Annotated in this window: 24 protein-coding genes; 6 read left to right on the plus strand and 18 right to left on the minus strand. The window is 45.5% G+C overall.

What is annotated here, in order from left to right; translation table 11 throughout:
• Window positions 1-42: 42 nt before the first annotated feature.
• The 4 genes from MHH56_RS32005 to MHH56_RS32020 all read right to left on the minus strand — a co-directional run bounded on the left by MHH56_RS32005 (window position 43) and on the right by MHH56_RS32020 (window position 3,468).
• Window positions 43-525 carry a GyrI-like domain-containing protein gene (locus tag MHH56_RS32005; protein WP_339205552.1) on the minus strand — a complete coding sequence of 161 codons (483 nt, stop codon included), beginning with the start codon at window positions 523-525 and terminating at the stop codon, window positions 43-45.
• A 66-nt stretch (window positions 526-591) separates the two neighbouring features.
• Complete coding sequence (locus tag MHH56_RS32010) at window positions 592-1,530, minus strand: YafY family protein (protein ID WP_339205553.1); 939 nt, start codon at window positions 1,528-1,530, stop codon at window positions 592-594.
• Between the two features lie 29 nt (window positions 1,531-1,559).
• The gene (locus tag MHH56_RS32015; RefSeq protein WP_339205555.1) at window positions 1,560-2,369 is read right to left on the minus strand and encodes a GNAT family N-acetyltransferase; all 810 of its coding nucleotides are present in this window, start codon (window positions 2,367-2,369) and stop codon (window positions 1,560-1,562) included.
• A gap of 193 nt (window positions 2,370-2,562) precedes the next feature.
• Entirely contained in the window at window positions 2,563-3,468 is a 906-nt protein-coding gene (locus MHH56_RS32020; RefSeq protein ID WP_339205557.1) for an NAD(P)/FAD-dependent oxidoreductase, read from the minus strand.
• 226 nt (window positions 3,469-3,694) lie between these two features.
• Between MHH56_RS32020 and MHH56_RS32025 the strand changes: the two genes are divergently transcribed.
• Both MHH56_RS32025 and MHH56_RS32030 read left to right on the plus strand, forming a co-directional pair.
• Window positions 3,695-4,663, plus strand: coding sequence for an MraY family glycosyltransferase (locus MHH56_RS32025; RefSeq protein ID WP_339209785.1), 969 nt, complete (start codon window positions 3,695-3,697; stop codon window positions 4,661-4,663).
• Between the two features lie 202 nt (window positions 4,664-4,865).
• On the plus strand, window positions 4,866-5,381 hold the full coding sequence (locus tag MHH56_RS32030; protein ID WP_339205559.1) for a DUF4309 domain-containing protein: 516 nt from the start codon (window positions 4,866-4,868) through the stop codon (window positions 5,379-5,381).
• A 90-nt stretch (window positions 5,382-5,471) separates the two neighbouring features.
• On the opposite strand, the gene MHH56_RS32035 is transcribed toward MHH56_RS32030, so the two are convergent.
• The 3 genes from MHH56_RS32035 to MHH56_RS32045 form a co-directional block, all read right to left on the minus strand.
• Complete coding sequence (locus tag MHH56_RS32035) at window positions 5,472-5,852, minus strand: VOC family protein (protein ID WP_076266632.1); 381 nt, start codon at window positions 5,850-5,852, stop codon at window positions 5,472-5,474.
• A 151-nt stretch (window positions 5,853-6,003) separates the two neighbouring features.
• Window positions 6,004-7,245 carry a hypothetical protein gene (locus tag MHH56_RS32040; RefSeq protein ID WP_339205561.1) on the minus strand — a complete coding sequence of 414 codons (1,242 nt, stop codon included), beginning with the start codon at window positions 7,243-7,245 and terminating at the stop codon, window positions 6,004-6,006.
• 133 nt (window positions 7,246-7,378) lie between these two features.
• Window positions 7,379-7,531, minus strand: a complete 153-nt coding sequence (locus MHH56_RS32045; protein WP_339205563.1) for a hypothetical protein — start codon at window positions 7,529-7,531, stop codon at window positions 7,379-7,381.
• A 16-nt stretch (window positions 7,532-7,547) separates the two neighbouring features.
• Here MHH56_RS32045 and MHH56_RS32050 point away from each other — a divergent pair, with 16 nt between their 5' ends.
• Window positions 7,548-9,575, plus strand: coding sequence for an acyltransferase family protein (locus MHH56_RS32050; RefSeq protein WP_339205565.1), 2,028 nt, complete (start codon window positions 7,548-7,550; stop codon window positions 9,573-9,575).
• Between the two features lie 58 nt (window positions 9,576-9,633).
• On the opposite strand, the gene MHH56_RS32055 is transcribed toward MHH56_RS32050, so the two are convergent.
• The 4 genes from MHH56_RS32055 to MHH56_RS32070 all read right to left on the minus strand — a co-directional run bounded on the left by MHH56_RS32055 (window position 9,634) and on the right by MHH56_RS32070 (window position 14,064).
• A complete protein-coding gene (locus tag MHH56_RS32055; protein WP_339205566.1) occupies window positions 9,634-11,517 on the minus strand; it encodes an ABC transporter permease in 1,884 nt (627 codons plus the stop codon).
• Window positions 11,489-12,256: an ABC transporter ATP-binding protein gene (locus MHH56_RS32060; protein ID WP_339205567.1), complete on the minus strand. Its 768-nt coding sequence runs from the start codon at window positions 12,254-12,256 to the stop codon at window positions 11,489-11,491. Before MHH56_RS32060 ends, MHH56_RS32055 begins: the two co-directional genes overlap by 29 nt.
• A gap of 93 nt (window positions 12,257-12,349) precedes the next feature.
• Complete coding sequence (locus MHH56_RS32065; protein WP_339205568.1) at window positions 12,350-13,360, minus strand: sensor histidine kinase; 1,011 nt, start codon at window positions 13,358-13,360, stop codon at window positions 12,350-12,352.
• Complete coding sequence (locus tag MHH56_RS32070; protein ID WP_339205570.1) at window positions 13,357-14,064, minus strand: response regulator transcription factor; 708 nt, start codon at window positions 14,062-14,064, stop codon at window positions 13,357-13,359. Before MHH56_RS32070 ends, MHH56_RS32065 begins: the two co-directional genes overlap by 4 nt.
• 186 nt (window positions 14,065-14,250) lie before the next feature.
• Between MHH56_RS32070 and MHH56_RS32075 the strand changes: the two genes are divergently transcribed.
• From MHH56_RS32075 to MHH56_RS32085, 3 genes are all read left to right on the plus strand, one after another.
• Entirely contained in the window at window positions 14,251-14,790 is a 540-nt protein-coding gene (locus MHH56_RS32075; RefSeq protein ID WP_339205572.1) for a sigma-70 family RNA polymerase sigma factor, read from the plus strand.
• Window positions 14,791-14,801: 11 nt separating this feature from the next.
• Window positions 14,802-15,812: a DUF4179 domain-containing protein gene (locus MHH56_RS32080; protein ID WP_339205574.1), complete on the plus strand. Its 1,011-nt coding sequence runs from the start codon at window positions 14,802-14,804 to the stop codon at window positions 15,810-15,812.
• A 246-nt stretch (window positions 15,813-16,058) separates the two neighbouring features.
• Window positions 16,059-16,817 (plus strand): alpha/beta hydrolase, encoded by a 759-nt coding sequence (locus MHH56_RS32085; protein WP_339205575.1) that lies wholly within the window; start codon window positions 16,059-16,061, stop codon window positions 16,815-16,817.
• Window positions 16,818-16,846: 29 nt separating this feature from the next.
• On the opposite strand, the gene MHH56_RS32090 is transcribed toward MHH56_RS32085, so the two are convergent.
• From MHH56_RS32090 to MHH56_RS32120, 7 genes are all read right to left on the minus strand, one after another.
• Window positions 16,847-16,972, minus strand: a complete 126-nt coding sequence (locus MHH56_RS32090; protein ID WP_339205577.1) for a hypothetical protein — start codon at window positions 16,970-16,972, stop codon at window positions 16,847-16,849.
• Between the two features lie 5 nt (window positions 16,973-16,977).
• Complete coding sequence (locus MHH56_RS32095; protein WP_339205579.1) at window positions 16,978-17,592, minus strand: flavin reductase family protein; 615 nt, start codon at window positions 17,590-17,592, stop codon at window positions 16,978-16,980.
• A 38-nt stretch (window positions 17,593-17,630) separates the two neighbouring features.
• Window positions 17,631-18,242: an alpha/beta hydrolase gene (locus MHH56_RS32100; RefSeq protein WP_339209786.1), complete on the minus strand. Its 612-nt coding sequence runs from the start codon at window positions 18,240-18,242 to the stop codon at window positions 17,631-17,633.
• Window positions 18,242-19,189 (minus strand): ring-cleaving dioxygenase, encoded by a 948-nt coding sequence (locus MHH56_RS32105; RefSeq protein ID WP_339205581.1) that lies wholly within the window; start codon window positions 19,187-19,189, stop codon window positions 18,242-18,244. The genes MHH56_RS32100 and MHH56_RS32105 overlap by 1 nt, the downstream gene beginning before the upstream one ends.
• Before the next feature lie 61 nt (window positions 19,190-19,250).
• Entirely contained in the window at window positions 19,251-19,667 is a 417-nt protein-coding gene (locus MHH56_RS32110; protein ID WP_076266412.1) for a DoxX family protein, read from the minus strand.
• Between the two features lie 178 nt (window positions 19,668-19,845).
• Window positions 19,846-20,292: a MarR family transcriptional regulator gene (locus MHH56_RS32115; RefSeq protein WP_339205582.1), complete on the minus strand. Its 447-nt coding sequence runs from the start codon at window positions 20,290-20,292 to the stop codon at window positions 19,846-19,848.
• Window positions 20,293-20,479: 187 nt separating this feature from the next.
• On the minus strand, window positions 20,480-21,463 hold the full coding sequence (locus MHH56_RS32120; RefSeq protein ID WP_339205584.1) for a LacI family DNA-binding transcriptional regulator: 984 nt from the start codon (window positions 21,461-21,463) through the stop codon (window positions 20,480-20,482).
• Window positions 21,464-21,540: the final 77 nt, after the last annotated feature.

A 21,540-nucleotide genomic window follows, 5' to 3' on the forward strand; every position in this document is an offset into this window, starting at 1 on the left:
GGTTGTCCTCTGAGCTGAGTCAGCCAATAGGACAACCGTTTTTTATTTTATCGCAATATAGATGTCGACTTCCGCATTCGCAGGGTCAAATGTCCGGCCGTCATACAGCTCGTAATCGCCGCCATAAGTGCGCTCAATAGACGAATGCTTGAAAAACGCCCAAATCTCGCCCCATGCTTGCGCTACAACCTCATAAACGGGACCCTTCTTCGTTTTAAAAACCATAAATTTAGCCTCTGGAACCGTCGCTTGCTCTAGTCCATCCGGCAGCTCGGCTTGTGCATCTGCCCGCTCATGGCCGATAAGCACCGTATAGGCTCCACTAGCATCACTTTCATAATCCGTATACAGCGCATAGATAAGATGACCGTTATTCACCTGTGCTCGTTCTGAAATACCGCTGCTGAAATACGAATCCCATAGACCCGATAAAAGTCCGTTTGCTCCCGTTTCCTGAGCATTCGTCGTGCGCGCTGTTACCCCTATAAGCGTAACTGCTGGTTTTACTGCAATGGTATCATTCATCTACTGTTTCCCCCATTTCCTTGGTATGATCTTATTTTACCGTAGGAAACTGGACAGCTGTCTGTCTTAGTTCTTATAACGGTTAACAATATTTTGAGCTCGCAATATGATTTGCTCCACGAGAGCCTGAGGCTGCTCAACCTTAACCTGATCGCCGTAGCTTAGCAGCATCCCATAAAACCAGTCATCTATCGTATGCTTGCCTTCCACACGCAAGCTTCCATCCGCTAATACAGTCACTTGATCCGGATGGAAAGCATCTCCTACACGGTGGCGCACCTGCGGCTGGAAAATAAGCGTTACGATGGTATCGGCATTTTTCGACCATTCTACATCCCATGAGTAACTGTCCAGCGAAGGTGTCTCGCGGCGTTCAAATCGCTCCAGCAATAGATTCAGCTTCTGTATGCGCGATAAACGGAATACGCGGAACTGCTCACGAAGCGTGCAATAAGCCTGCAAATACCATATGTTTCCCTTCAAAATAAGCGCATACGGCTCAATCACTCGCTCCGTTTCCGTGCCATTCATGTTAATGTAGCTGAGCTCCGCCTTCCGTGTCTCTTCAATCGCCTTCTTGAACAAGTTTACCTTGTCGCGCGCTGCTGGCCCCTGCCCCCAAGGGTTCAAATCAAAAACCAAGCTATCTCCAAGGTGATCGTTCTGAAGCTTATCCGATTTGTGCAGCAATGCTCTTACCTTCTCATGCAAACCAGCATAGGTCGCATCATCCAATGCGGTGCCTATGCCTTTGACGGCTGCTATAAGCGACGAAATTTCTGCTAATGTTAAATAGTGACGAGACAGCGTATATTGCTCCATAATCTCGAACCCGCCCGTTGTCCCTTGATGAGCCAACACCGGAATGCCGGACTGGCTTAACGTATCCATGTCGCGGTAAATTGTTTTTGTTGATACTTCAAAACGATCCGCCAGCTCCTTGGCGCTTATTCGTCCCCGGTTAAGCAGCAGTACCGTCATCGCGAGTAAACGATCAATCTTCAAATCAGTTCCTACTTTCTAAGCTTTTGCATCTACATAAATCTAATTTCAGCAATCGGCCCACTCTGGACAAAACCTATATTTTGATAGACTTTGTTAGCAGCAGGGTTTTTATTATCCGCATACAGCATCGGCTCCCTGTTCTCTTCCTCCAAAATTTCGCAAATTCCCGCTACAACCGCACTGGCATAGCCGTTTCTCCGAAGGACAGACGGCGTATAAACCGCATTGATCCGTCCGTGCCGCGGAGATCGATGAGCGATGTTGGCCATAGCCACTGGAAGTTCATCAACAGACCAGAAATATAAATTGCCTCTCATGACCATTCCCTCTGCAGCGGGCATCTGACTGGCAGGTATAACCGAAGCCCCATACGCGTCCTCAGAGAAGCCAGCCAAAAACTCAGCGACAAGCTCTACATGCTGGCGTGTTGCTTGAATCATTTTCCCTTTTACCTTCATGGGCTTAATCACCTTTGGGCATGAATAAGCAGTCATCAACATATAAGCGCGATATTGCAGCTGGTTCGCCTCCGCATACATTTTCGCGAACGGTTCTGCTGTAGATGGAGCTCCGCATATACCCGGCAAATCCGTACCTTCGTAATAAGCGATAAGCTCCTGCATAAGTATGTCTCTGCGCTCTTCTGTCAAATCCTCCGATAGCCATAACCAAGCGTTATGACCAGGCGAACCTGCAAAGAGCAGCCGTCCGTCAGACGTCTTCAAGCTCGTTGCGCCTTCCAATGCCGTAATTAAATGAATCAGATTGTATTGCAGCTCATCTCGCATAAATGGAAATTGATTTAAAACATGATCGTCCGCATGCAGTTTTTCTAACATAGGATCCCTCCTTTTCTCGCTGATAATTAACACTCTCTATACTTTTAGAGCCGTCTAATTAATTCAGTCCAACACCAATACCCATAATGAGTAGGGATGTAACAACGATGTCTATTAACTAATCCTTATTTTAGCAAAAAATCCTTAATCGGTATAACGATATTGCTGCGATTATACACGCTCGCTTCAGCTGCTAAAATCCAAAATCCTGATGCGACAAATCGGTATTGACCCCAATGGCAGCTTTGCTGCCTTCTCCGGCTGCGACAACAAGCTGTGCAGGTACAATAATAGAAGAATCGCCTGCTGCATATATGCCCCTTATGCTCGTTCTGCCGTAATCGTCCGTAACGAAGCCGCCTGCCTGTGTCATCGCACAGCCGAGCGCTTCTCCGAAGTGCGCTGCTTGACCCCATGATGGTGTAACAAAGCCGCCTGTGCGCTCAATCTCGGTGTTATTCGCAAATACGATACGATGAAGGCGGCCATTCTCGCCATGGAGAGCTTTAATTTTTTGCTGCGTCACTTGAATCCCTCTTTGCCCTAGTTGACCGATCTGCTGCGAGCTAAGGCTGTTCATTCCATTCGTACAAACGACTACATTACGACTCCAGTTAAACACCGTTTTCGCCAAATTGAAAATATTCGAGCCCTCCGAAATGACGACGAGCGGTTGATCACGCAGCTCCCAGCCATCGCAGTATGGGCAGCTGAACAAGCTTCTTCCATAAAAATCTCGTATGCCGGGGATAGCAGGCAAAGATTCCTTCAGACCTGCTGCCAAAATAAGCGTGCGAGCGTGATAAATAACGCCGTTGCTTGTCATCAGATGGAAGCCCATCTCGCTTCGCTGCACCTCCGTCACTTTGTCAGGCTTAATGGTAACCGAAGGATACCTAGCAATATCTGCATGGGCTAATCGACGAAGCTCGCGCGGCTCAATGCCATCTCGCGTAATGAAGCCATGCGACTCATGGGTTACCGCGTTTCTAGGCTTATTGTGATCAAATACAATAACAACTCTTCGCGACCTGCCCAGCACGAGCGCTGCATTTAAACCAGCAGGCCCGCCGCCGATGATGGCACAATCCAGCTTCATATCTATCGCTCCCTTATCAGTCGAACTATTAACAAGCCGATACGTTTAAACAAATTATCGCTTATCTTTATTCAATCTGGGCAGGAAGGATGCATCTTGATTGTGTAATGAAGGGTGTGCTGCAGGCAGCTTCTAAAGATTAATATCTTCTCACTTATGTAATCTCCAATCGACAATTTTCTTCACGAATTGTATAATTCTGTTGTTCCTTCATTAACTAACGGTGGTGACTATTATTTTATATGCAATCTCTTTGTTAGTTTCCTTTGCTATTGTTTATTTCTTAATTCCTCCGTTTGCAAAGCTGGCTTTCCGTCTTGATTTTGTGGACAAGCCCCGCAAGGATGTTGAGCGAAAACTTCATAGGGAACCGATCCCTCTTACTGCTAGTTATGTTATTTTCATCGGATTTTTCTTTACTTATTTGCTCGTCACAAGAGATTTCTCCCTACAAACTGGCGCCATATTTTTGGGCGGCGTACTGCTTCTCTTCATCGGCACGGTTGATGATTGGTACAAGACGAAAGGCAAAGACTTTCCGTCGCTTCCTAAATTTATCGTCCAAATATCAGCAGCGGTGCTCGTTTATGCTTCAGGCATCGCATTTACCGGCTTTTACAATCCGCTGTCAGGCGAATATGTGCTGCTTCCCGTTATTTTGCAGTTTACGCTTACGATTTTGTGGATCTTTGGCGTAACGACGGTCATTAACTTCTCCGATGGCATGGACGGGCTCGCTGGCGGGCTTTCGGCGATTTCTGCCGTAACGCTGTTCGTTGTAGCACTGGCCAAAGGACAATCCAATTCCGCCATCATGGCTATTATTTTAGTAGGCGTCACGATTGCGTACCTGCGATATAACAAACCTCCTGCAAAAGTCTTTATGGGCGATGCTGGAGCTACCTTCCTTGGGTTTATTTTGGCGGTCATTGCACTAGACGGCGCGTTTAAGCAAGCTACCGTAATGTCGTTGTTTATCCCAATTCTGGCGCTCGGCGTACCGATCTTCGATAATATATTCGTTGTCGTGAAGCGCATGCTGCAAGGCAAAGCGATCTATCAGGCAGATGCCAGCCAAGCGCATTATCGCTTGCTGCGGGCCGGCCTCAATCATAAGCAGGTCGTCATGTTCCTATGCTTGGTCAGCACATGCTTATGTTTATCATCTATCATTTTGCTGCTTGTTCAGATATAAGAAAAAGGGATGCTCTCAAGCGAATTTATTCGCTTAAGAGCATCCCTTTTATTTGTTTGACTATATTCAATCTTATTATTGCCGAACAAGTATGGGCATAAAGCCATTTATCTACTAGAAAGCACTCTTTTTTTGACAATGAAACATTACATTTACTCGGCCCGTTTATAGTTATATCGAGTGAACTATTGGAGGCGTTTCTATGATAAGTAGGATAAGCAAAACCACTGGAATATGCCTTTTACTATCGATGCTCCTCCTCTCTGCTTGTGCGAAAGCCGAGGAACCTGCAACACCTCAAATAGAAACGGGTAAAGGGAATGCATGTCGATTCACCCTCGACAATGAGCTTCTGGAAACAGCCGAAAAAGGGCAGCTTAAGGGCTTGAAAGTAAATTTAAACCACTCTCGGAGCGAACTAGAGCAAGCCTATGGACAGCCTGACGAGGTTGGATTTGAAAATGCTGATTACTTAAAATATGATAACTGCTACTTCTATATTTGGGACGAAAATAAGATAGGTGTAATCGATATAAAAATAAACGAATCCGTAGAAGAGGTTAAAAAGGTTTTGGGAGAACCAGATTCCGAAGGCAATTCTGATGGCGGGTATGATGAATATGGCATTAGTTATACAACAGGAGATTATTCTTTATATTTTATGTACGAAGACGCGGCATCAACTGAAGGGATTGTCCGAATAAAGAGTATAAATTAACTTGTCATTGCAAGAACAGCGGCAGTCTCGAAAGACTGCCGCTGTTTTATAGAGCATTCGTTTCCAAATACAATGAAATTGGAGGGAATATTACTTTTTCTCCATTACAGCAAAGTAGTTTGCTTCATCATCTGCAAAGTTGAATACTCTTCCAGAAGGCATCGTTACAATGTCACCGACAGTGACACTTTTATTTGACAGGTCGCCATGCAACTGTTCGAAGTTTTCCGTAAAAAACATTAAAGATGGTGTACCAAGATTTAATCCTGGTGACATTTTTGCAACGAATTCCTTATTATGTAAAATAATCGTTGTTTCTGAATCCTTTGTAGGAGCAATTTCAATATATCGAAAACCTTGGCCGTTATTTTCTTCAGAAATGACTTGAAAGCCTACTTTTTCTGTCCAAAACTCCACTGCCTTATCTTGGTTATCTACATACAGCATGATTTGACCGACTTTACTAATCATTGATTGTTCCACTCCCTTGATTAAGTAATTATCATAATTGAACTGGGCGTTCCTCAGCCAGCTTGTCTCCATCACCTCCTTATATTATAGCATGTAGAATAGGTTATCAATTGAGCATATTATGATCTTTGCGGCATACGTTATGATGCACTCAATAGAATGCAATCACCTCAGACCAGTCCCATTGTCCATAATAAGAATCTGCTTGGTCGATACCTTTTACCCATTCCACTGCATGGTGTCCATCTATGTCCGCCATGATTACATCTGCTGTAGTATGATCATCCCTCACCCAAAAAAGCTTCGAATGAAGAACTACCGGGTTATAAGCGCCATGCTTTCGGTAGGGCTTAGTCAAATGTTTTTGCACGCCATTATTCAGATCCACCCTCACTAAGTAAGGAAATGCTGCAAGGCGTTGATCGCCATCCGGCTTAGATTCCGCTGCTCTCGACACAATAATATGCTGCAAATCCTGCCAAACAAATGCTTGATCAACGAAATGCTTAGGCGTGTACGCAGCCCCCTTCTCTGAGGTTACTTCCAGCACCTTTAGCTGTTTATTGCTGGTGGCCTCGCGCCCGATCCCTGCAATGTAAGCGAGCCGGCTGCCGCTCTTTGCCCATGAGAACCACTGGGGATTATTCACCATCTCATCAAGTGTACGAAATACAACGCCGTCAGTTGAAATCACACAAAGGATGTTGCTATCGGCCGATAACGACGCGGTTGGCTTAGCAAGAAATGCGATCCATCGACCATCAGCGGACCATTTGAACTCGCTCGTGCCGACCGCAAAAAAATCGTCAGATGGTGCTGGCAGCACATGAACGGTTGTATAGGTGCGAGGATCATCCATTGTACGAAGTGGTATTTGATAAAGATGGATCGGCGTCCATCCATCCGGGAGCAGCTCTGACTGTGAAGAAGCAAAAAAACCTTTACCATACGGCAGCCATGAGAAATTATCTATGGCAGCAGCGGAACCAAGCGGTTTGTCCGGCGAGCTCGCATCAACGTATTGCAGTTGATCCTTTATCTGATATGCCAGCAGCTTATTCTTCGGTGCCCATTGAAAATTTTTGCCGACATTTGCAGCGACGAGCTTGCTCCTGCCTGTTGGCAAATGCAGCACCCATAGCTCTTGCTCTGCATCTCCCTGCGTATATGCAAGCCATTCTCCATCGAATGACCACTTGGGATTGCGCACAAGAGGTCCACTTGCAAGCTTCTTCTCCACTTGACCTGTCTTTAGCCAAAGCTCGCCATTTCGCACAAAAGCAGCCCTTAGAAGTTGTTCTTGTTCCCCATTCGGTGCCGCTGCAATATCTGCTCCACTCGTCATAAATAACAACGCAAAAAACGAAGCGATCCAAAATTTTACGATTCTCATCTAGGGAACCTCCCAAAAAAATACTTGTGGTTACGGTTCCCTTTACTGGTGGAAACATGCATTTATTCGTTCTGTAACTTTTCGTTTTTTTTGTTTCCAGTTTGATACCGATTTGTAACTGTTCTGTTACGAATTATTTTAGCTGCCGCCATATAATTGATTTACAACGATTCATCATCCAGAGGGGCTGAACACCATTTTTACCATCGGTATTATTCGTAATCATCGCTTTTTCCACCGTCTTATTCTCATCGACCTTGCTGCAATTCTCCCCATTCAAATTCATGTAGGAGGATTCCGCCATGCCTAAACCAATCGGCAACAGTAGTCGCTATATGCCGGGACTGGATGGCTTGCGCGCCATTGCCGTTCTTGCCGTCATCGCTTATCACTTGAACTTGCAATGGGTACCGGGCGGACTGCTCGGGGTTACTATGTTTTTTGTCCTCTCTGGATATTTAATCACGGACATTTTGCTGAAACAGCTTCATCCTTCCAAGAAATTAGATCTCAAAACGTTTTTTATTCGCCGAGCTAGGCGATTGCTGCCTGCGATGTTTCTCATGATAGCTGTCGTTTCATTATGGCTGTTGATTAGTGATACAGGCCGGTTATTGTCTCTAAAAGGCGATATCGGGTCAGCGCTTCTTTATATAAGCAACTGGTACCTTATTTTCCATGAGGTTTCCTACTTCGAGAGCTTCGGCCCCGCTTCACCGTTCGGCCATTTATGGTCGCTTGCAGTGGAAGAACAATTTTATTTATTGTGGCCCCTCGTGCTGTTAGCCGTTATCCGCTTCTCTCCAAAACGGGGCAAACTTGCGCTGTGGACACTGGCGGCAGCTGCGGTATCAGCCGGTGCGATGATACTGCTTTACCAGCCGGGTGTTGATCCAAGCCGTGTTTACTATGGGACGGACACCAGAGCCTTTGCCCTTCTCATTGGTGCAGCGCTTGCTATCGTTTGGCCGAGTTGGAAGCTGTCATCGACCTTGTCTGCACGCAGTCGCATGTTTATGGATGCTGTAGGCACATTCGGCTTCGTCATCATTTTGGTTATGATTAATCAGACCAATGAGTATGATTCTTTTCTATATCGTGGAGGCATGGTGCTGTTCTCCCTTGCTACTGCGGTTGTCGTGGCTGCACTCGCCCATCCCGCAAGTAAATTCGCAAATGTAATCGGAAGTAAAGTGCTTGCATGGATCGGCGTCCGTTCCTACGGCATTTATTTATACCATTATCCAATTATCGTGTTAACGACTCCAACGGCCGAGAGCGGGGAGCTGCATCCTTTAAGAGCAATTATTCAAGTAATCCTAACGTTCGTACTTGCTGAGCTTTCTTGGCGGTTTATAGAGGAGCCTATAAGGCATGGTGCGCTTGGAAAAATATATTCCCTGTTTAAACAGCAAATAACGGAGCGGATTGGATTAAAAAAAGCTAGCAGTTATCTCGCCGTGCTTGTCATTGTATTCTCGAGCGTATCCTGCACAAGTAGTGTGAATTTGCAGTCAGCCAGCGGCGATAGCACGAACAATGAAACATCTGTAGTTGCGCCCGACAAGACTGGACAACATGAGGCTGTGATCGAGCCGAAGCCAGCTGAACCAGAAAAACAAACGCCTCCGCAAGCGACGGAACAACCTGGTCAATCTAATACGGCTCCGGGTACAGGAACGGATAAAACCGAACCGTCTATCACCGATCCCGAGCAGCCGAAAGTTGATACCATTGTGAACGGTACCGATGGCAGTAAGCCAAAACCTGTACCCACTGTTAATGACAAACCAACCAGCAATCCCGTACAGGGAAACAAAGATCAGAAGCCTGTACCAGACAAACCGACTGTCACCCCTATCGATCAAAACAGCGTGACAGCAATCGGTGATTCCGTCCTATTGGATGCTGAACCATTCCTAGAGAAGCTGGTTCCGGGTATCGTGGTTGATGGAAAAATAGGAAGACAGTTTGGGCAGGCATTAGATGTGATCGAGGGCTTGAAAAAAAATGACCAGCTTGGAAATACGGTTGTCATTCAGCTCGGAACGAACGGTGCCTTTACGACAAAACAGATGAATGAGCTTCTTGACACGTTAGGCACAGAACGTCAAATCATATTCATCAATACGCGTGTCCCGCGCAAATGGCAGGATTCCGTAAATAAAATGCTCGCAGCCACAGCGAAAAAGACGGAGAACGTGACCATTGTAGACTGGTATACAGCAAGCAAAGGGAAAAAGGACTTTTTTGCCGCTGATGGCGTGCATTTGAAAAAGCATGGAGCACAGTTTTATGCAGACCTGCTCATTAAAGCATTAGACAAATAAAGAAGAGTGCTTTGAAGGTGTAATCGCCTCCGAAGCACTCTTTCTTTATGATGCTCAATTAGGCAAGCGCCATCTTTACCTGCCTAATATAGAAGAAACGAACGATGAAGAAGTAAATGACTTGAACGATAAAAAATAGGCCAAGCACGAGTATGGATTCCTTGAGCAGCGAGTATTTAAACATGTTGGATAGTGTCATGAGGGCAACAGCCCCATGTACTAATGCCACCACGATTGGTGCAAAGAATAGCAATATAATTTGTCGATTCAGTATTTTTGCAAGCTCTTTGTCGCTTAGGCCCATTTTCGAAACCGCTTTGAACTTCTGCCTATCATCATCCAAATCGCTGTACAGGCGGAAATAAAGAAAACTGCCTGCGGAGACAAAAAACACGATTCCGATAAACAAACCAATGAACAGTATCGGGCCAAAGCGCTCGCTTAACACGGAATTTTGAAATTCAAGCGCGTAAAACTCATATTTATCGCTATAGGGAATAAGATTCGTAAGCTTACCGCCTGCCTTTATGGCTTCTTTCTGCCGCAGTGGTCCATGCCATGCATAATAATGGCTCTCTTGTACTGGAGGCTGGAGTTTTGCAAATTGTTCATCCGATACAATGAAATAGCCGCTGAAACCATGTACCGCTGGCGATACAACAGCTCGATTGGCTTCAATCACAACACTAGGCTGCAGCGTAAATGGCTCGTTAAGCATTGCTTTACCCGCTCGTGACAACCCAAAGTCGACAACCGCTGCTTTGCCGCCTGAAAGCTTAATCTTATCTATTTTCATTAATTCGGCCAAATGGTTATAGTCGGATTGCTTAACCACTACAATCATTTTATCGCTATTGGAGGCCTTGTAATAACCAAGCTTAAGCATTTCTTTTTCATTTGCGATGTTCGATTCTTTCAGTGTGCGATCAATCTGCTCCATATGCTCTTGCTCGATGCTATCTCCATCCGTCGTTGTCCGGTAGGTGAATAGATAAGGATTACCCTTAACATGATCTCCGCCGATGATGGATTGAAATCCATAAAGCGAGCCTATCGCACAAAACGAGACAGTGGAGATAATAGCGACCAGAAAGAACGAACGCGCATTGTCCTTCAAGCGGTAGGCGAGATCGGAAAAAAGCAGCATATTCGTTTTGAGCCAAAAAATCGATTCCATACTCTTTAGCTTCCGAATGATATAAACGCTAAGCTGTGTAAACAGCAAGTAGGTGCCGATGCAAACCATGATCGTAACCGGAATGAGCAGAAAAATAGCCTCGGTGCCATCGGCTCGCAAACTAAGAAAGTAGCTTGCTCCAATCAGGATTGGTACTAGCATGGAAAGAAGGAAGGATGACTTTGGCTCACTTTTCGCTTGCTTGTTTGCCTTTAATAGCGTAACCAGCTGCCCGCTGCGCAGTACGGTAGAAATAAAAAAAGAGATGAGAATAAATAGAATCAAAAATGAAACCAGAGTGAGGATAATAGCCTTATAAGGAATATAAAAGGATAGCTTTTCATTGATGGTAAGAACATTTTCCCCTGCAAGCAAAATCGCCTTTGCAAACACAAGCCCCAAACCAATGCCGCCGATAATGGCAAATAGGCCAATAATCATATTTTCCAAAAAAATCATCAGACGGAGCTGGACAGTGGTCATGCCCTGCATGATCATCAGCCCAAATTCTCTTTTGCGCGATTGTAGAAATGCACTCATGGAGTACAGAACAAAAAAGAAGGAAAATACATAAATAATCCACTTGGATACAGAAAGCGCAAACGTAGCGCTGGAATGAATATTTTCCCCGCTAAGGACAGGGTGATATGCAAAGATAGAAAAAGTAAAGAAAACCATCACCGTAAATAGACTGCTGAGGAAATAACCTGCATAAAGCCGTTTGTTACGAGTGACGTTACGGAATGCGAACTGGCGAAACGTCATTATGATATCCTCCTAACAGCGAAAGCGTATCAATAATTTTTTGGAAGAAGGTTTGACGATTGTCACCCCGATGGATTTCCGTATAGAACCTGCCGTCCTTAATGAAAACAACGCGATTGCAATAACTAGCAGCCACCGCATCATGCGTGACTAGCATCATTGTTGCTTTCTGCTCGCGGTTAATTTTCTCCAGCAGCTCCATAACATCCTTCGCTGCTTTGGAGTCAAGATTTCCTGTCGGCTCATCTGCCAGCAGCAGCTTGGGGGAATGAATCATAGCCCTTGCTATCGCTGCTCGCTGTGCCTGCCCCCCAGATATTTCATACATGCGTTTATCCATAATCTCTGTTATGCCTAGCTTCTCTGCTATGGCTTTTACTTTTTTCTTCATTTCGCTAACCTTGTTGCCATCCAGAGTCAGCGGCAGCACAATATTCTCCTCAACCGTCAAGGTGTGAAGCAGATTGAAATCCTGAAAAACAAATCCAAGCTCACGGCGGCGAAATATAGCTAACTCATTTTTGTCCAGCTTGCTGGTCGTTTTGCCGTGAAATGATATGTCTCCCGTTGTCGGCTCGTCAATCGTTGCAATTAAGTTCAGCAGCGTTGTTTTCCCGCTTCCAGAGGGGCCCATAATCCCAACAAAATCACCATCATCAATCGTTAAATTAATGTCGGTCAAAGCCCGATAGGACATTTTACCTTCATATATTTTACTAACCTGTCTTACATGCAGCATACTTAGATCTCCTTTCAAGAGGAAAACAGTTAATGTGTGATCAGTATACTGTGGACGGTCAGCCGCTAACTATCGATTAGACTTTCACTTTTATTACACGCTTGTAAGCTTCTGATAGGCGGCAAAAATAATACGTACCTCCGTACCCTGATCGACCACTGACGTTAGCTCCATTCCATGCCCAAGACGATCAGCAGCCTCCTTCGTCAGATAGAGCCCCATACCCGTTGATTCGCGCATGCCGCGTCCGTTTTCCCCGGTAAAAAAGGGATCAAATACCCGCTTCATATCCGCAGCAGGAATGCCTACCCCACGATCGATAACCTCAATAACAGCTTCGCTCCCGCGCAAATAGCAGGAAATCACGACCTTCTTCCCTTCTGTCTCTTTGCTCGCAGAATATTTAATCGCATTGATGACGAGCTGGGAGAGCATAAAAAACAGCCATTTCTCATCCGTTTCGACCGTTAATTCAGGCGTACTGATGTGAACCTCGGGATAAATCTGATTGCGAATAAAAAGTCGTTTGTTGTCATGGACAACGGCGCTGATGATTTGTGACAGAACAACGGGCTTCACGTGGAAATCCTGTTCGAAGGCGCGGAGCCTAGACATATAAAGGACCGTATGCAATCCCGAGCGCATTCTCTCCAGCTCCTCACGAATGCTGGCAAACTCTGGCTCATCGATATTTTGAACAGTGAGCTCGATGACCGAAAGAGGTGTTTTCATTTGGTGAACCCATTGGTCCATGAAAACGAGATGCTCCTCCTGCTGCTTCTTTACCGTGTATAATTGCTGCTGATAATGACGGTACTGGGCATGCAACAGTTTCTGGAGCGCCTCCGAGATGGGCGACTGCCCGATTTTCTGAAATGAAGCATCTAGCGATTCGAGAGGCTGACTAAGGCGGAGGTAATAATGTCGCCGACTAAGAAAGTGGTACACAAGGTATCCGCCTAGGATGAAGAAAGCAAGAAAAACAACGTAAAGTGCTGTCTCCAAATTGTGATAGCCATCGAGCCAATAAATCGAAAAAATGATACCCAATTGCAAAAGCTGAACAACAATGAGCAGAGCGTGTTCTCTTATAAACAGTTTCACTTGTCACTTTCCTTCATCCATGTGACGTTCAGCCGATAGCCTGTACCTCTCACCGTCAGCAAAGCATCTTCGATGCCAAGCTCCTGAAATTTTCTTCTAACGCGGGTAATGTTCACATTCAGCGTATTTTCATCGACGTAAGCCTGATCATCCCACAGCTTCTCAAGCAGAGCCTCGCGGCTGGCAACCCGTGGATATCGCTCAATGAGGCTTTCTACAATGTCGGATTCTTTTTTCGTGAGCGCAATGATTGCAGCTTCAAGCTTCAGCTCCAACCTTTCGGGATAAAGCATGAGCCCTTCGATTTCGAGAACGCGTTCCTCGTATCTGGAGGAATACTCCCCATAGGCACGTCGAAGATGGCTGTGGATTTTGGCCAGCACAATTCCAGAGTGAAACGGCTTCGTGATATAATCATCGCCCCCATTTTCAAGAGCCATGATCTGATCCATTTCACCGTCGCGAGCGGATATAAACAACACCGGGCAGATCGATGCGCTGCGGATTTGCCTGCACCAGTAATAGCCGTCATAACTAGGCAAATTCACATCAAGAAGAACCATGTCCGGCTTGGCTTGATGGAACTCATCCATTACATGCTGAAAATCGTTTACACGTATCCCTTCATAGCCATATTTCGTTATAGTAGACAGCAGAAGCTCCGCGATTTTCGGATCATCTTCTACAATCATTATTTTGTGCATCTCACTCTCTCCTTGTATGGACCAGTAATGTCAAAATAAGAATATTGCAACACTATCTATTATGCTTGATCTATTGTCGATATGGAAACGGGAAGCTAGCTCTTTTTTTCTCATGTGATAGATTAATGGAATTCTATTCGTATTACCTAGTAGGCGCCAATAATTGTTGCAAGGAGGGGTGAACGGTTGAAACTGACAGAGGACAATGTTGTACAACACATAATAAATAAAAACGAGAAAGCCATTTCTTTTATTATCCATCAATATGGAGGACTGCTTGCTGCGATAATTAAACGCCATTTAAATGGCCAGCAGCAGGATTACGAGGAATGTCTGGATGATGTGCTGCTTTCGGTATGGAACCATATTTTGCACTTCGATCCAGAGAAAAATGGCTTTAAACAATGGCTTGCAGCGATTGCCAAATATAAAGCAATTGATTACCAAAGAAAACAAATCAAGCTTCACAATCACCAATTTTCGGTTTCCGAAATAGATGATCGCATGTTCAAAACAAGCGAAGCAGCAGGCACAAGCCAAGTAGATGAGCTGTTTGACCAACTATCAGCGCGTGAGCGGGATATTTTCGAAAAATATTACTTAGAGGGAACACCTTCCCATGAAATCGCGGAGCACTATAATGCCAAGGAATCTTGGGTACACAACAAGCTTTCCAGAGGACGCAAGAAATTGAAAAGCTATCTGCTCAAAAATAATCAAGGATAAGGAGTGAGACTATGTCGATTTATAAAGAGCTAAATGATCTTAATCTGGATGTAAGCCAGTATGAAGAACAGGAGCTCACGAGCCTCCAAAAAAAAAGCTGGGACCGCCGTGTACGGAGCAAGATCAGAAAACATAAAACCAATAATAAAAAGAAATATGCGGGTGTTGCGGCGGCCATAATTTTGGCAGTAGGTATTTCAATCAGCACGGGGACTGTGACTTTTGCCAATGTTCCATTCGTCGGAGGGTTGATGGAGCGATTGATGGCAACTAATGCAGATGAGAACGCGGACTACTCTCCGTTCAAAACCGAAATTGGTGCCACTGCTGAAAATAAGTACGGGAAATGGACCTTAGATGAAGCGTTGATTGATAACGGACGTTTACTTATTAGCTCCACTTTTGAGCCTGCAGAGGGGGTCAAATTTAATTACAAAATGCATCCGATGCCGACCGTACTCATGAATGGACAGAATCTCACTTCAGGAACCGCTGGACAATCCATTAAAGTTCACGATTCCATGTATACGGTCTATAATGAGCTGCGAATTTCAGAGCTTCCGATCGGTGAAACCATTGCTTTCCAAATTAGATACGATAATCTAGACTGGAGCATCGACTCGAAAGTGAAGCTGATTGAGAATCCGTGGTCCTTTGACATTAAGGTTCCGACGAATCAATTGGCTGCAACAAGTGAAACGATTGCATTTAATAAGGATATATCACTTGGTAACGGACAATCCATTCATCTAAAAAACATGGTCGTATCACCTATTTCAACGATTTTATATTATGACTGGACCGAGCAGTCCAACCACATTGCATTTAAAATTATCAGTGAATCCGGGGTGGAGCTATTGCCAAACACTGCGGAAATATCTGCAGAGGGTTCTTATAACCGCTACGTTCCGATTGATTTGAAAGCTGAGAAATACTATTTGGTTCCTTTCGAGAGTTCAGAGAACCCTCATGCTGAGAATCCAGGAGAGGTGCCGGAGCAATCGATACCGATTAATCCATAGCATAGCAGCACCGCATACCGCCAATTCGGCTCACGAGCGTGAAATTCTCAGAAATAGGGCTAGAAACTAGCCCTATTTCTCTTTAAACAGCCAATTCAGCACAATTAGATATAGAAACTAGTCTTATACCTGCAATACACCTTGCCAATTCTCCCAAAAAAAGAGATATTCATAGAATAGCTCTTTAAGCTTAACGTTTAAAAAGCTGCCGTGGATTTGAGATGAAATTTAGGAGGCGGCACGATCATGCCCTACATTCCATTCAAGGATTTGAACGTTTTTTATGAAAAAATGGGAAACGGTGAACCTGTCATTTTTTTGCACAGCGGCTACTCTCGGGGACTTCTAGCCTTCGCCAGCCAATTGCTTGATTTTCAGAGCAAATATACTTGTTATTATCCGGATTTCAGAGGTCATGGACGAACAAAGTGCAGCAGTCTCGAATGGAATACGCCTCAGCTTGTAGAGGACACGATCGGTTTTATGGATGCGCTTGGCATTTCTAGAGCACATTTGATCGGGTACAGCTTGGGGGCGAATGTTGGATTGTATGGCGCTGTTCATTATCCCGAAAGAGTTGCTACTTTAACTACGATAGGAACTAGCGGTTATGCAGATCCAACGGGTGTAGAGCAATTCGAGCCAGAGTGGCTTTTGGAACATAAGCAGCAACTGACTATCAATCAAATGATTGAAAGGCATGCAGAAGCTCATCGAGGGAATTGGCAGGAGCATATGCGGCAGTCTGCGAACGATTGGCGTCTCTATCCTCAGCTTACGAGCGAGCAGCTAAGCAGCATTCGTTGTCCATCCTTGCTTATTACTGGGGAAAATGATCCATTTGTAGGTGAAGCGAAGATAAAACAATTGAGTTCCCTGATTAAAGGATCTCGATATCTCGTCGTTCAGGGAGGCAGTCACAGGCCTCATATGCTTAGAGAAAACCCGGTTTTGGTTAATGACGCCATACTAGATTTTATTGGCTCATACCCGATTTCCGAATGAGATTATCTAATCAAAATTGAAGCTTACGATTAAGCAAAAAAGCTGCCGAGTATAACAATCGGCAGCTTTTGCTGTGTTAGCGGGGCGATTGGTTTGCATAGCAGCCACGGACGTTTTCTTGTCCGCAGCTGCCGCTGCATTTTTCTACCGCACATTACGTTTATGTTGGCCGTACAATAGTGAATTGCTCGCCTAGCTTCGCATAATCGTTTCCAGCAAGCCGGCTCACCGGCTTCAATGCCTCGGCGTTAATTCGCCCGTTCTCGTACAAAGCCTCATCCACATGGAAACGTACAACTCTGCCAATTAATAAATCGCAGGCTGGCGAATCCTCTGTGCCGCCAAGCGATAACGATTGGTCGAGTACACATTCCATACGAATTCTCGCTTCAGCTACACCCGGCACACGCACAAGGTCGCTAACGATAGCCGTTAAGCCTGCAAGCGCAACTTCACTCTCTTCCGAAGGCAAAGCTGCTGCCGTTATATTAATCGCTTCGATATAGCTCTCATCAGAAATATGTACAACAAATTCGCCTTGGGCGATGGCATTTCGGGAGGTATCCTTCTGGATACCTCCCGGCTTGCGCTGTACAGATACCGCAACCATAGGCGGATTAGCGGTAACGATATTGAAGAAGCTGAACGGAGCTGCATTCAGCACGCCTTCGCTTGAGAGCGTAGTGACAAAAGCAATGGGTCTTGGCACAATGCTGCCAATCAACAGCTTATAATTGTCCTGCACACTTTGACTCGTTGGATCAATCGATAACATGATGGGCTCCCCTTTATAAACGAAATGCTTGCTTTATATTAACCTGTGAAGGTTTCGTTAAACCAAGCCGCTGCCGCAGCTACCTCTGAACTCGTTAGCTGATGCCCAAATGTCTCCCAATGTACCATAACCGGCGCCCCAGCTGCTTGCAGCATACGATCCAGCTCCTCTGTCTCCTGCGGCGTGCAAAGCGGATCATTCGAACCCGCGCCAATGAAACAAGGTACGCCAGCTAGATCAGGCAGATTAACATCCCGAATCGGCACCATCGGGTGATGCAAGATCGCTCCGCGAAGCGTACCTTGATAGTGGAACAATAGGCTGCCTGCGATATTCGCTCCATTGGAATAACCGATCGCCACGATATTATTGCGGTCGAATCCATATTCGACTGCGGCTTGATCTAGAAATTCATTAAGCTCCTGCGTGCGGAATTTAAGGTCCTCTAGATCAAATACGCCTTCAGCAAGCCGTCTGAAATAACGCGGCATACCATTCTCGAGCACATTTCCTCTGACACTCAGCACGGACGAAGCAGTCGAGACCAGCTCTGCAAGCGGGAGCAAATCCCGCTCGGTACCACCCGTTCCATGCAAGAGCAGCAGTACTGGTGCAGTTGCATCTGTTCCTTGTTTGAATATATGTTTCATCATTTGTCCTCCTCCAATACTCTTACTTCAAATGGTGACAATAATTGCTCAATTTGCGTACGATGCTCCTCATACCATTCCGGCAGCATCAGCTTTTCACCGAGATGCTCCGGCTCTTCATCACGAGCAAAGCCCGGTGGATCTGTAGCAATCTCGAATAAAATGCCGCCGGCTTCACGGAAATAGATCGCGTTAAAATATTGGCGATCCACGATCGGAGTAGGCTGGAAGCCATGGCTCTCAACGTGGCTTCTCCATAGCGCGTGCTCCGCGTCGTCTTTTGCCCGCCAAGCGATATGATGGACGGTGCCAGCTCCTCCATGTCCGTGCTCCATATCCTCTACATTGATGTCAATTAGATTGCCCAGATCACCTGTTGCTTTAAAACGAGCATAACCTTCATCTTCCCCGACTTTCTCCAGTCCCATCACGTTAACAAGGAGCTCCGCGGTTTTAGCCGAAGCCGTCGTATATAATACGGCACCGCCAAAGCCCTTAATCGCTTGCTGCGCCGGAACGCCGCCAAACGACCATTTACTGTCCTCTCCTTGTTCCCTAGCTACGATCTCAAGCTTTAAGCCATCAGGATCTTCGAATTGCAAATACTGCTCTCCAAATCTTGATGTTTGAGCAAAATCCACATTAAGCTTAGCTAGACGCTCTTTCCAAAAACCGAATGCACCTGCGGGAACTACATAAGTGGTTATACCCACCTGGCCCCCGCCTATTTTGCCTTTGCGTGAATTCTCCCAAGGAAAAAACGTAATAATAGTGCCTGGACTTCCGATCTCATTGCCAAAATATAAATGATAAACCTCTGGCGCATCAAAGTTAATCGTCTTCTTAATCAACCTTAGACCTAATACGCCTGAATAAAAATCTGCCGTCGTCTGAGCGTTTCTAACAAAAGCAGTTATATGGTGAATACCAGCTGTTTGATTTGTCATGGTAATGACACTCCTTATTTTATAGGAATATGAAAAGCAACGTAACTAACTCCACTTCTGATTAGCCAATAAGCGCATCAATGGAATATTCACCAGCACCTGTTAATGCGATGCCTATAGCAATGGCTACGAGAACAAGATTATATTCATAACCGTTTGCGGTTGCCCATATTCCGTTAGGACCATGTACTTTCACAATAGCACCAAGCATAGTAAGCACGATCAATACCGCAGCAAGAGGTGTAAGAAGACCAGCGACGAATAATAGGCCGCCGATCAGTTCCATCAATCCAGCGGCAACAGCCATAGCAACCCCTGGCTTAATGCCAATCGACTCCATCCAGCCGCCTGTTCCCTTTGGCCCATAACCGCCAAACCAGCCAAACAGCTTTTGTGCACCATGCCCCACGAACAACAGACCTACAACGACACGAACAACCAATAATCCCAATGCAATACTCAATGTAAACTCCTCCATTTTGTTTATAATGTTTAAACTACTGCTTGCACCACAGCTCTTTTTGCCACAATTTAAAGAATCTCTAACTTAAGATATATGATGTGCATAAATGATCGCTGCTACCCTATAACAGCCATCATTGATATGCAACAAACGCTTGCGCGCGTGATTTTACCTTTACAGCTAGTTAAACCCGCTACTTGTAGTGCTCCTGAGCAAACTTTCCTAGCTTCTTGAGCAGCTTGCTTGCCAATTGCTTCTCTTCTGTTGTCAGCCCATTTACCGCTTGCTTGATCGCGTCTTCGTGAGCAGGAAATACATCCTCTACGAACTGTTTGCCATCATCGGTTAGTTCTGCATAAATGAGGCGCCTATCCGTAGTCGAAGCTCTCCGGCGTACCATTTGCTTCTTCTCCAGCTTATCCACGACATAAGTAATGTTGCCGCTGCTCATAAGCACTTTCTCACCGATTTGCTGCAATGGCTGCGGTCCGCGGTGGTAGAGTAATTCAAGCACTCCAAATTCCGTGCGGTTCAAGCCGTTTTTACGAATATCACGATCCGCATGGGCATTCACCCATTGGCTCGCTCTAGACAGCGCAATGAAGAGATCTAATGAATCATTTTGTTTTTCATTTGCCATGATGATCACTCCCCTCTGCGCCGTTTTATCTTTAATTAATTTATCTTGATTTAAAGATAATACATTTTGAAACAGTTGTCAACGCTTATGTCGAATCTTTTTGATTAGGCCATAACAGACATGCTTCTCAAAAAATAAAACGGCTTGAGATTTCACCTCAAACCGTTCCGCCGTCGATGGCTTCCATTTAGCTTTCTTTGGCCGACCTGACCGAATTCCCTTTAATAAGAGAAACATAAATCCGTTCATGTTCCACTTCGTCGCCGCTGATCAGCTTGATCAGCTGTTCGGCAGCAAGAGCCCCCCATTTGCGCTTGGAATAATCAATCGTAGACAAGCGCGGCTGAGTGTAAGAAGCCAGCTCCATATTATCAAACCCAACGATATGAATATGTTCACCGATCCGAATATCAGGATGATGCGCCGCCAAATAATTGAACATACCGATAGCCATCTCATCGTTGAAGCAAAACACTGCCGCAGCCGTGCCGCTGTTCTCAGCTATGATTGACGCTGCAGCCTGCTCCCCAGCCGATTTATTGAAATCTCCTTCAATTACAGTCAGCTTAACGCCAGCGGATCGTTCCACCGCTTGCGTAACAGCTTGCAGCCTCTGCCTTGAATCATAAGAGCCGCTAGGGCCAGTCACTACATAAAGCGTCCGATGGCCTTGCTCGATCAAATATTCGGCTGCCAACCTCGCCCCTGCTTTGTTATCGAGCAGCACTTGATTGATGTTCGAATGCTGCAGTTCACGATCCAGCACGACAAGCTTATGTCCGCGCTCCGCGTAGCTCAGCAGCTCAGTGCTGCCAAACGTCTCGTCCAGTATAATCGCTCCATCAATCATTCGCTCGGGCAGCATCCGATGAGATTGCTTACCGCTGCACACGATCAGATCATAGCCCTTTTCCGATAAAATCTCCTTTGTTCCTTGCAAGAGATCGCCGTAGAATGCGCCGCTGAAGTCGGTAAGAAAGACACCGATAATTTTTGTTTCTCTCGTCTTGAGCGACCTTGCAGCAGCGTTCGGGATGTAGTTCAATTCCTTGGCAACAGCCAAAATTCTTGCTGTCGTCTCATCCGTCACCTTGGGGCTGCCGTTAAGCGCGTAAGATACCGTCGAGATCGAGACCCCCGCTTGTTTAGCGATATCCTTAATACTAACCACAGCATTCGCTCCTATCTTTCATTGTTCCTTCACTATATCACAAAGACTGGCGGTTCTTGGAGACCGCCAGTCTGCTT

The organism is Paenibacillus sp. FSL K6-3182 (assembly GCF_037976325.1).
Lineage (GTDB): Bacteria > Bacillota > Bacilli > Paenibacillales > Paenibacillaceae > Pristimantibacillus.

Coding starts and splice junctions, on each gene's coding strand:
- MHH56_RS32005 (WP_339205552.1), bottom strand. CDS start 525: ATGAATGATACCATTGCAGTAAAACCAGCAGTTACGCTTATAGGGGTA.
- MHH56_RS32015 (WP_339205555.1), bottom strand. CDS start 2,369: ATGTTAGAAAAACTGCATGCGGACGATCATGTTTTAAATCAATTTCCA.
- MHH56_RS32020 (WP_339205557.1), bottom strand. CDS start 3,468: ATGAAGCTGGATTGTGCCATCATCGGCGGCGGGCCTGCTGGTTTAAAT.
- MHH56_RS32030 (WP_339205559.1), top strand. CDS start 4,866: ATGATAAGTAGGATAAGCAAAACCACTGGAATATGCCTTTTACTATCG.
- MHH56_RS32035 (WP_076266632.1), bottom strand. CDS start 5,852: ATGATTAGTAAAGTCGGTCAAATCATGCTGTATGTAGATAACCAAGAT.
- MHH56_RS32040 (WP_339205561.1), bottom strand. CDS start 7,245: ATGAGAATCGTAAAATTTTGGATCGCTTCGTTTTTTGCGTTGTTATTT.
- MHH56_RS32045 (WP_339205563.1), bottom strand. CDS start 7,531: ATGAATTTGAATGGGGAGAATTGCAGCAAGGTCGATGAGAATAAGACG.
- MHH56_RS32050 (WP_339205565.1), top strand. CDS start 7,548: ATGCCTAAACCAATCGGCAACAGTAGTCGCTATATGCCGGGACTGGAT.
- MHH56_RS32055 (WP_339205566.1), bottom strand. CDS start 11,517: ATGACGTTTCGCCAGTTCGCATTCCGTAACGTCACTCGTAACAAACGG.
- MHH56_RS32060 (WP_339205567.1), bottom strand. CDS start 12,256: ATGCTGCATGTAAGACAGGTTAGTAAAATATATGAAGGTAAAATGTCC.
- MHH56_RS32070 (WP_339205570.1), bottom strand. CDS start 14,064: ATGCACAAAATAATGATTGTAGAAGATGATCCGAAAATCGCGGAGCTT.
- MHH56_RS32080 (WP_339205574.1), top strand. CDS start 14,802: ATGTCGATTTATAAAGAGCTAAATGATCTTAATCTGGATGTAAGCCAG.
- MHH56_RS32085 (WP_339205575.1), top strand. CDS start 16,059: ATGCCCTACATTCCATTCAAGGATTTGAACGTTTTTTATGAAAAAATG.
- MHH56_RS32090 (WP_339205577.1), bottom strand. CDS start 16,972: ATGTGCGGTAGAAAAATGCAGCGGCAGCTGCGGACAAGAAAACGTCCG.
- MHH56_RS32095 (WP_339205579.1), bottom strand. CDS start 17,592: ATGTTATCGATTGATCCAACGAGTCAAAGTGTGCAGGACAATTATAAG.
- MHH56_RS32100 (WP_339209786.1), bottom strand. CDS start 18,242: ATGAAACATATATTCAAACAAGGAACAGATGCAACTGCACCAGTACTG.
- MHH56_RS32105 (WP_339205581.1), bottom strand. CDS start 19,189: ATGACAAATCAAACAGCTGGTATTCACCATATAACTGCTTTTGTTAGA.
- MHH56_RS32110 (WP_076266412.1), bottom strand. CDS start 19,667: ATGGAGGAGTTTACATTGAGTATTGCATTGGGATTATTGGTTGTTCGT.
- MHH56_RS32115 (WP_339205582.1), bottom strand. CDS start 20,292: ATGGCAAATGAAAAACAAAATGATTCATTAGATCTCTTCATTGCGCTG.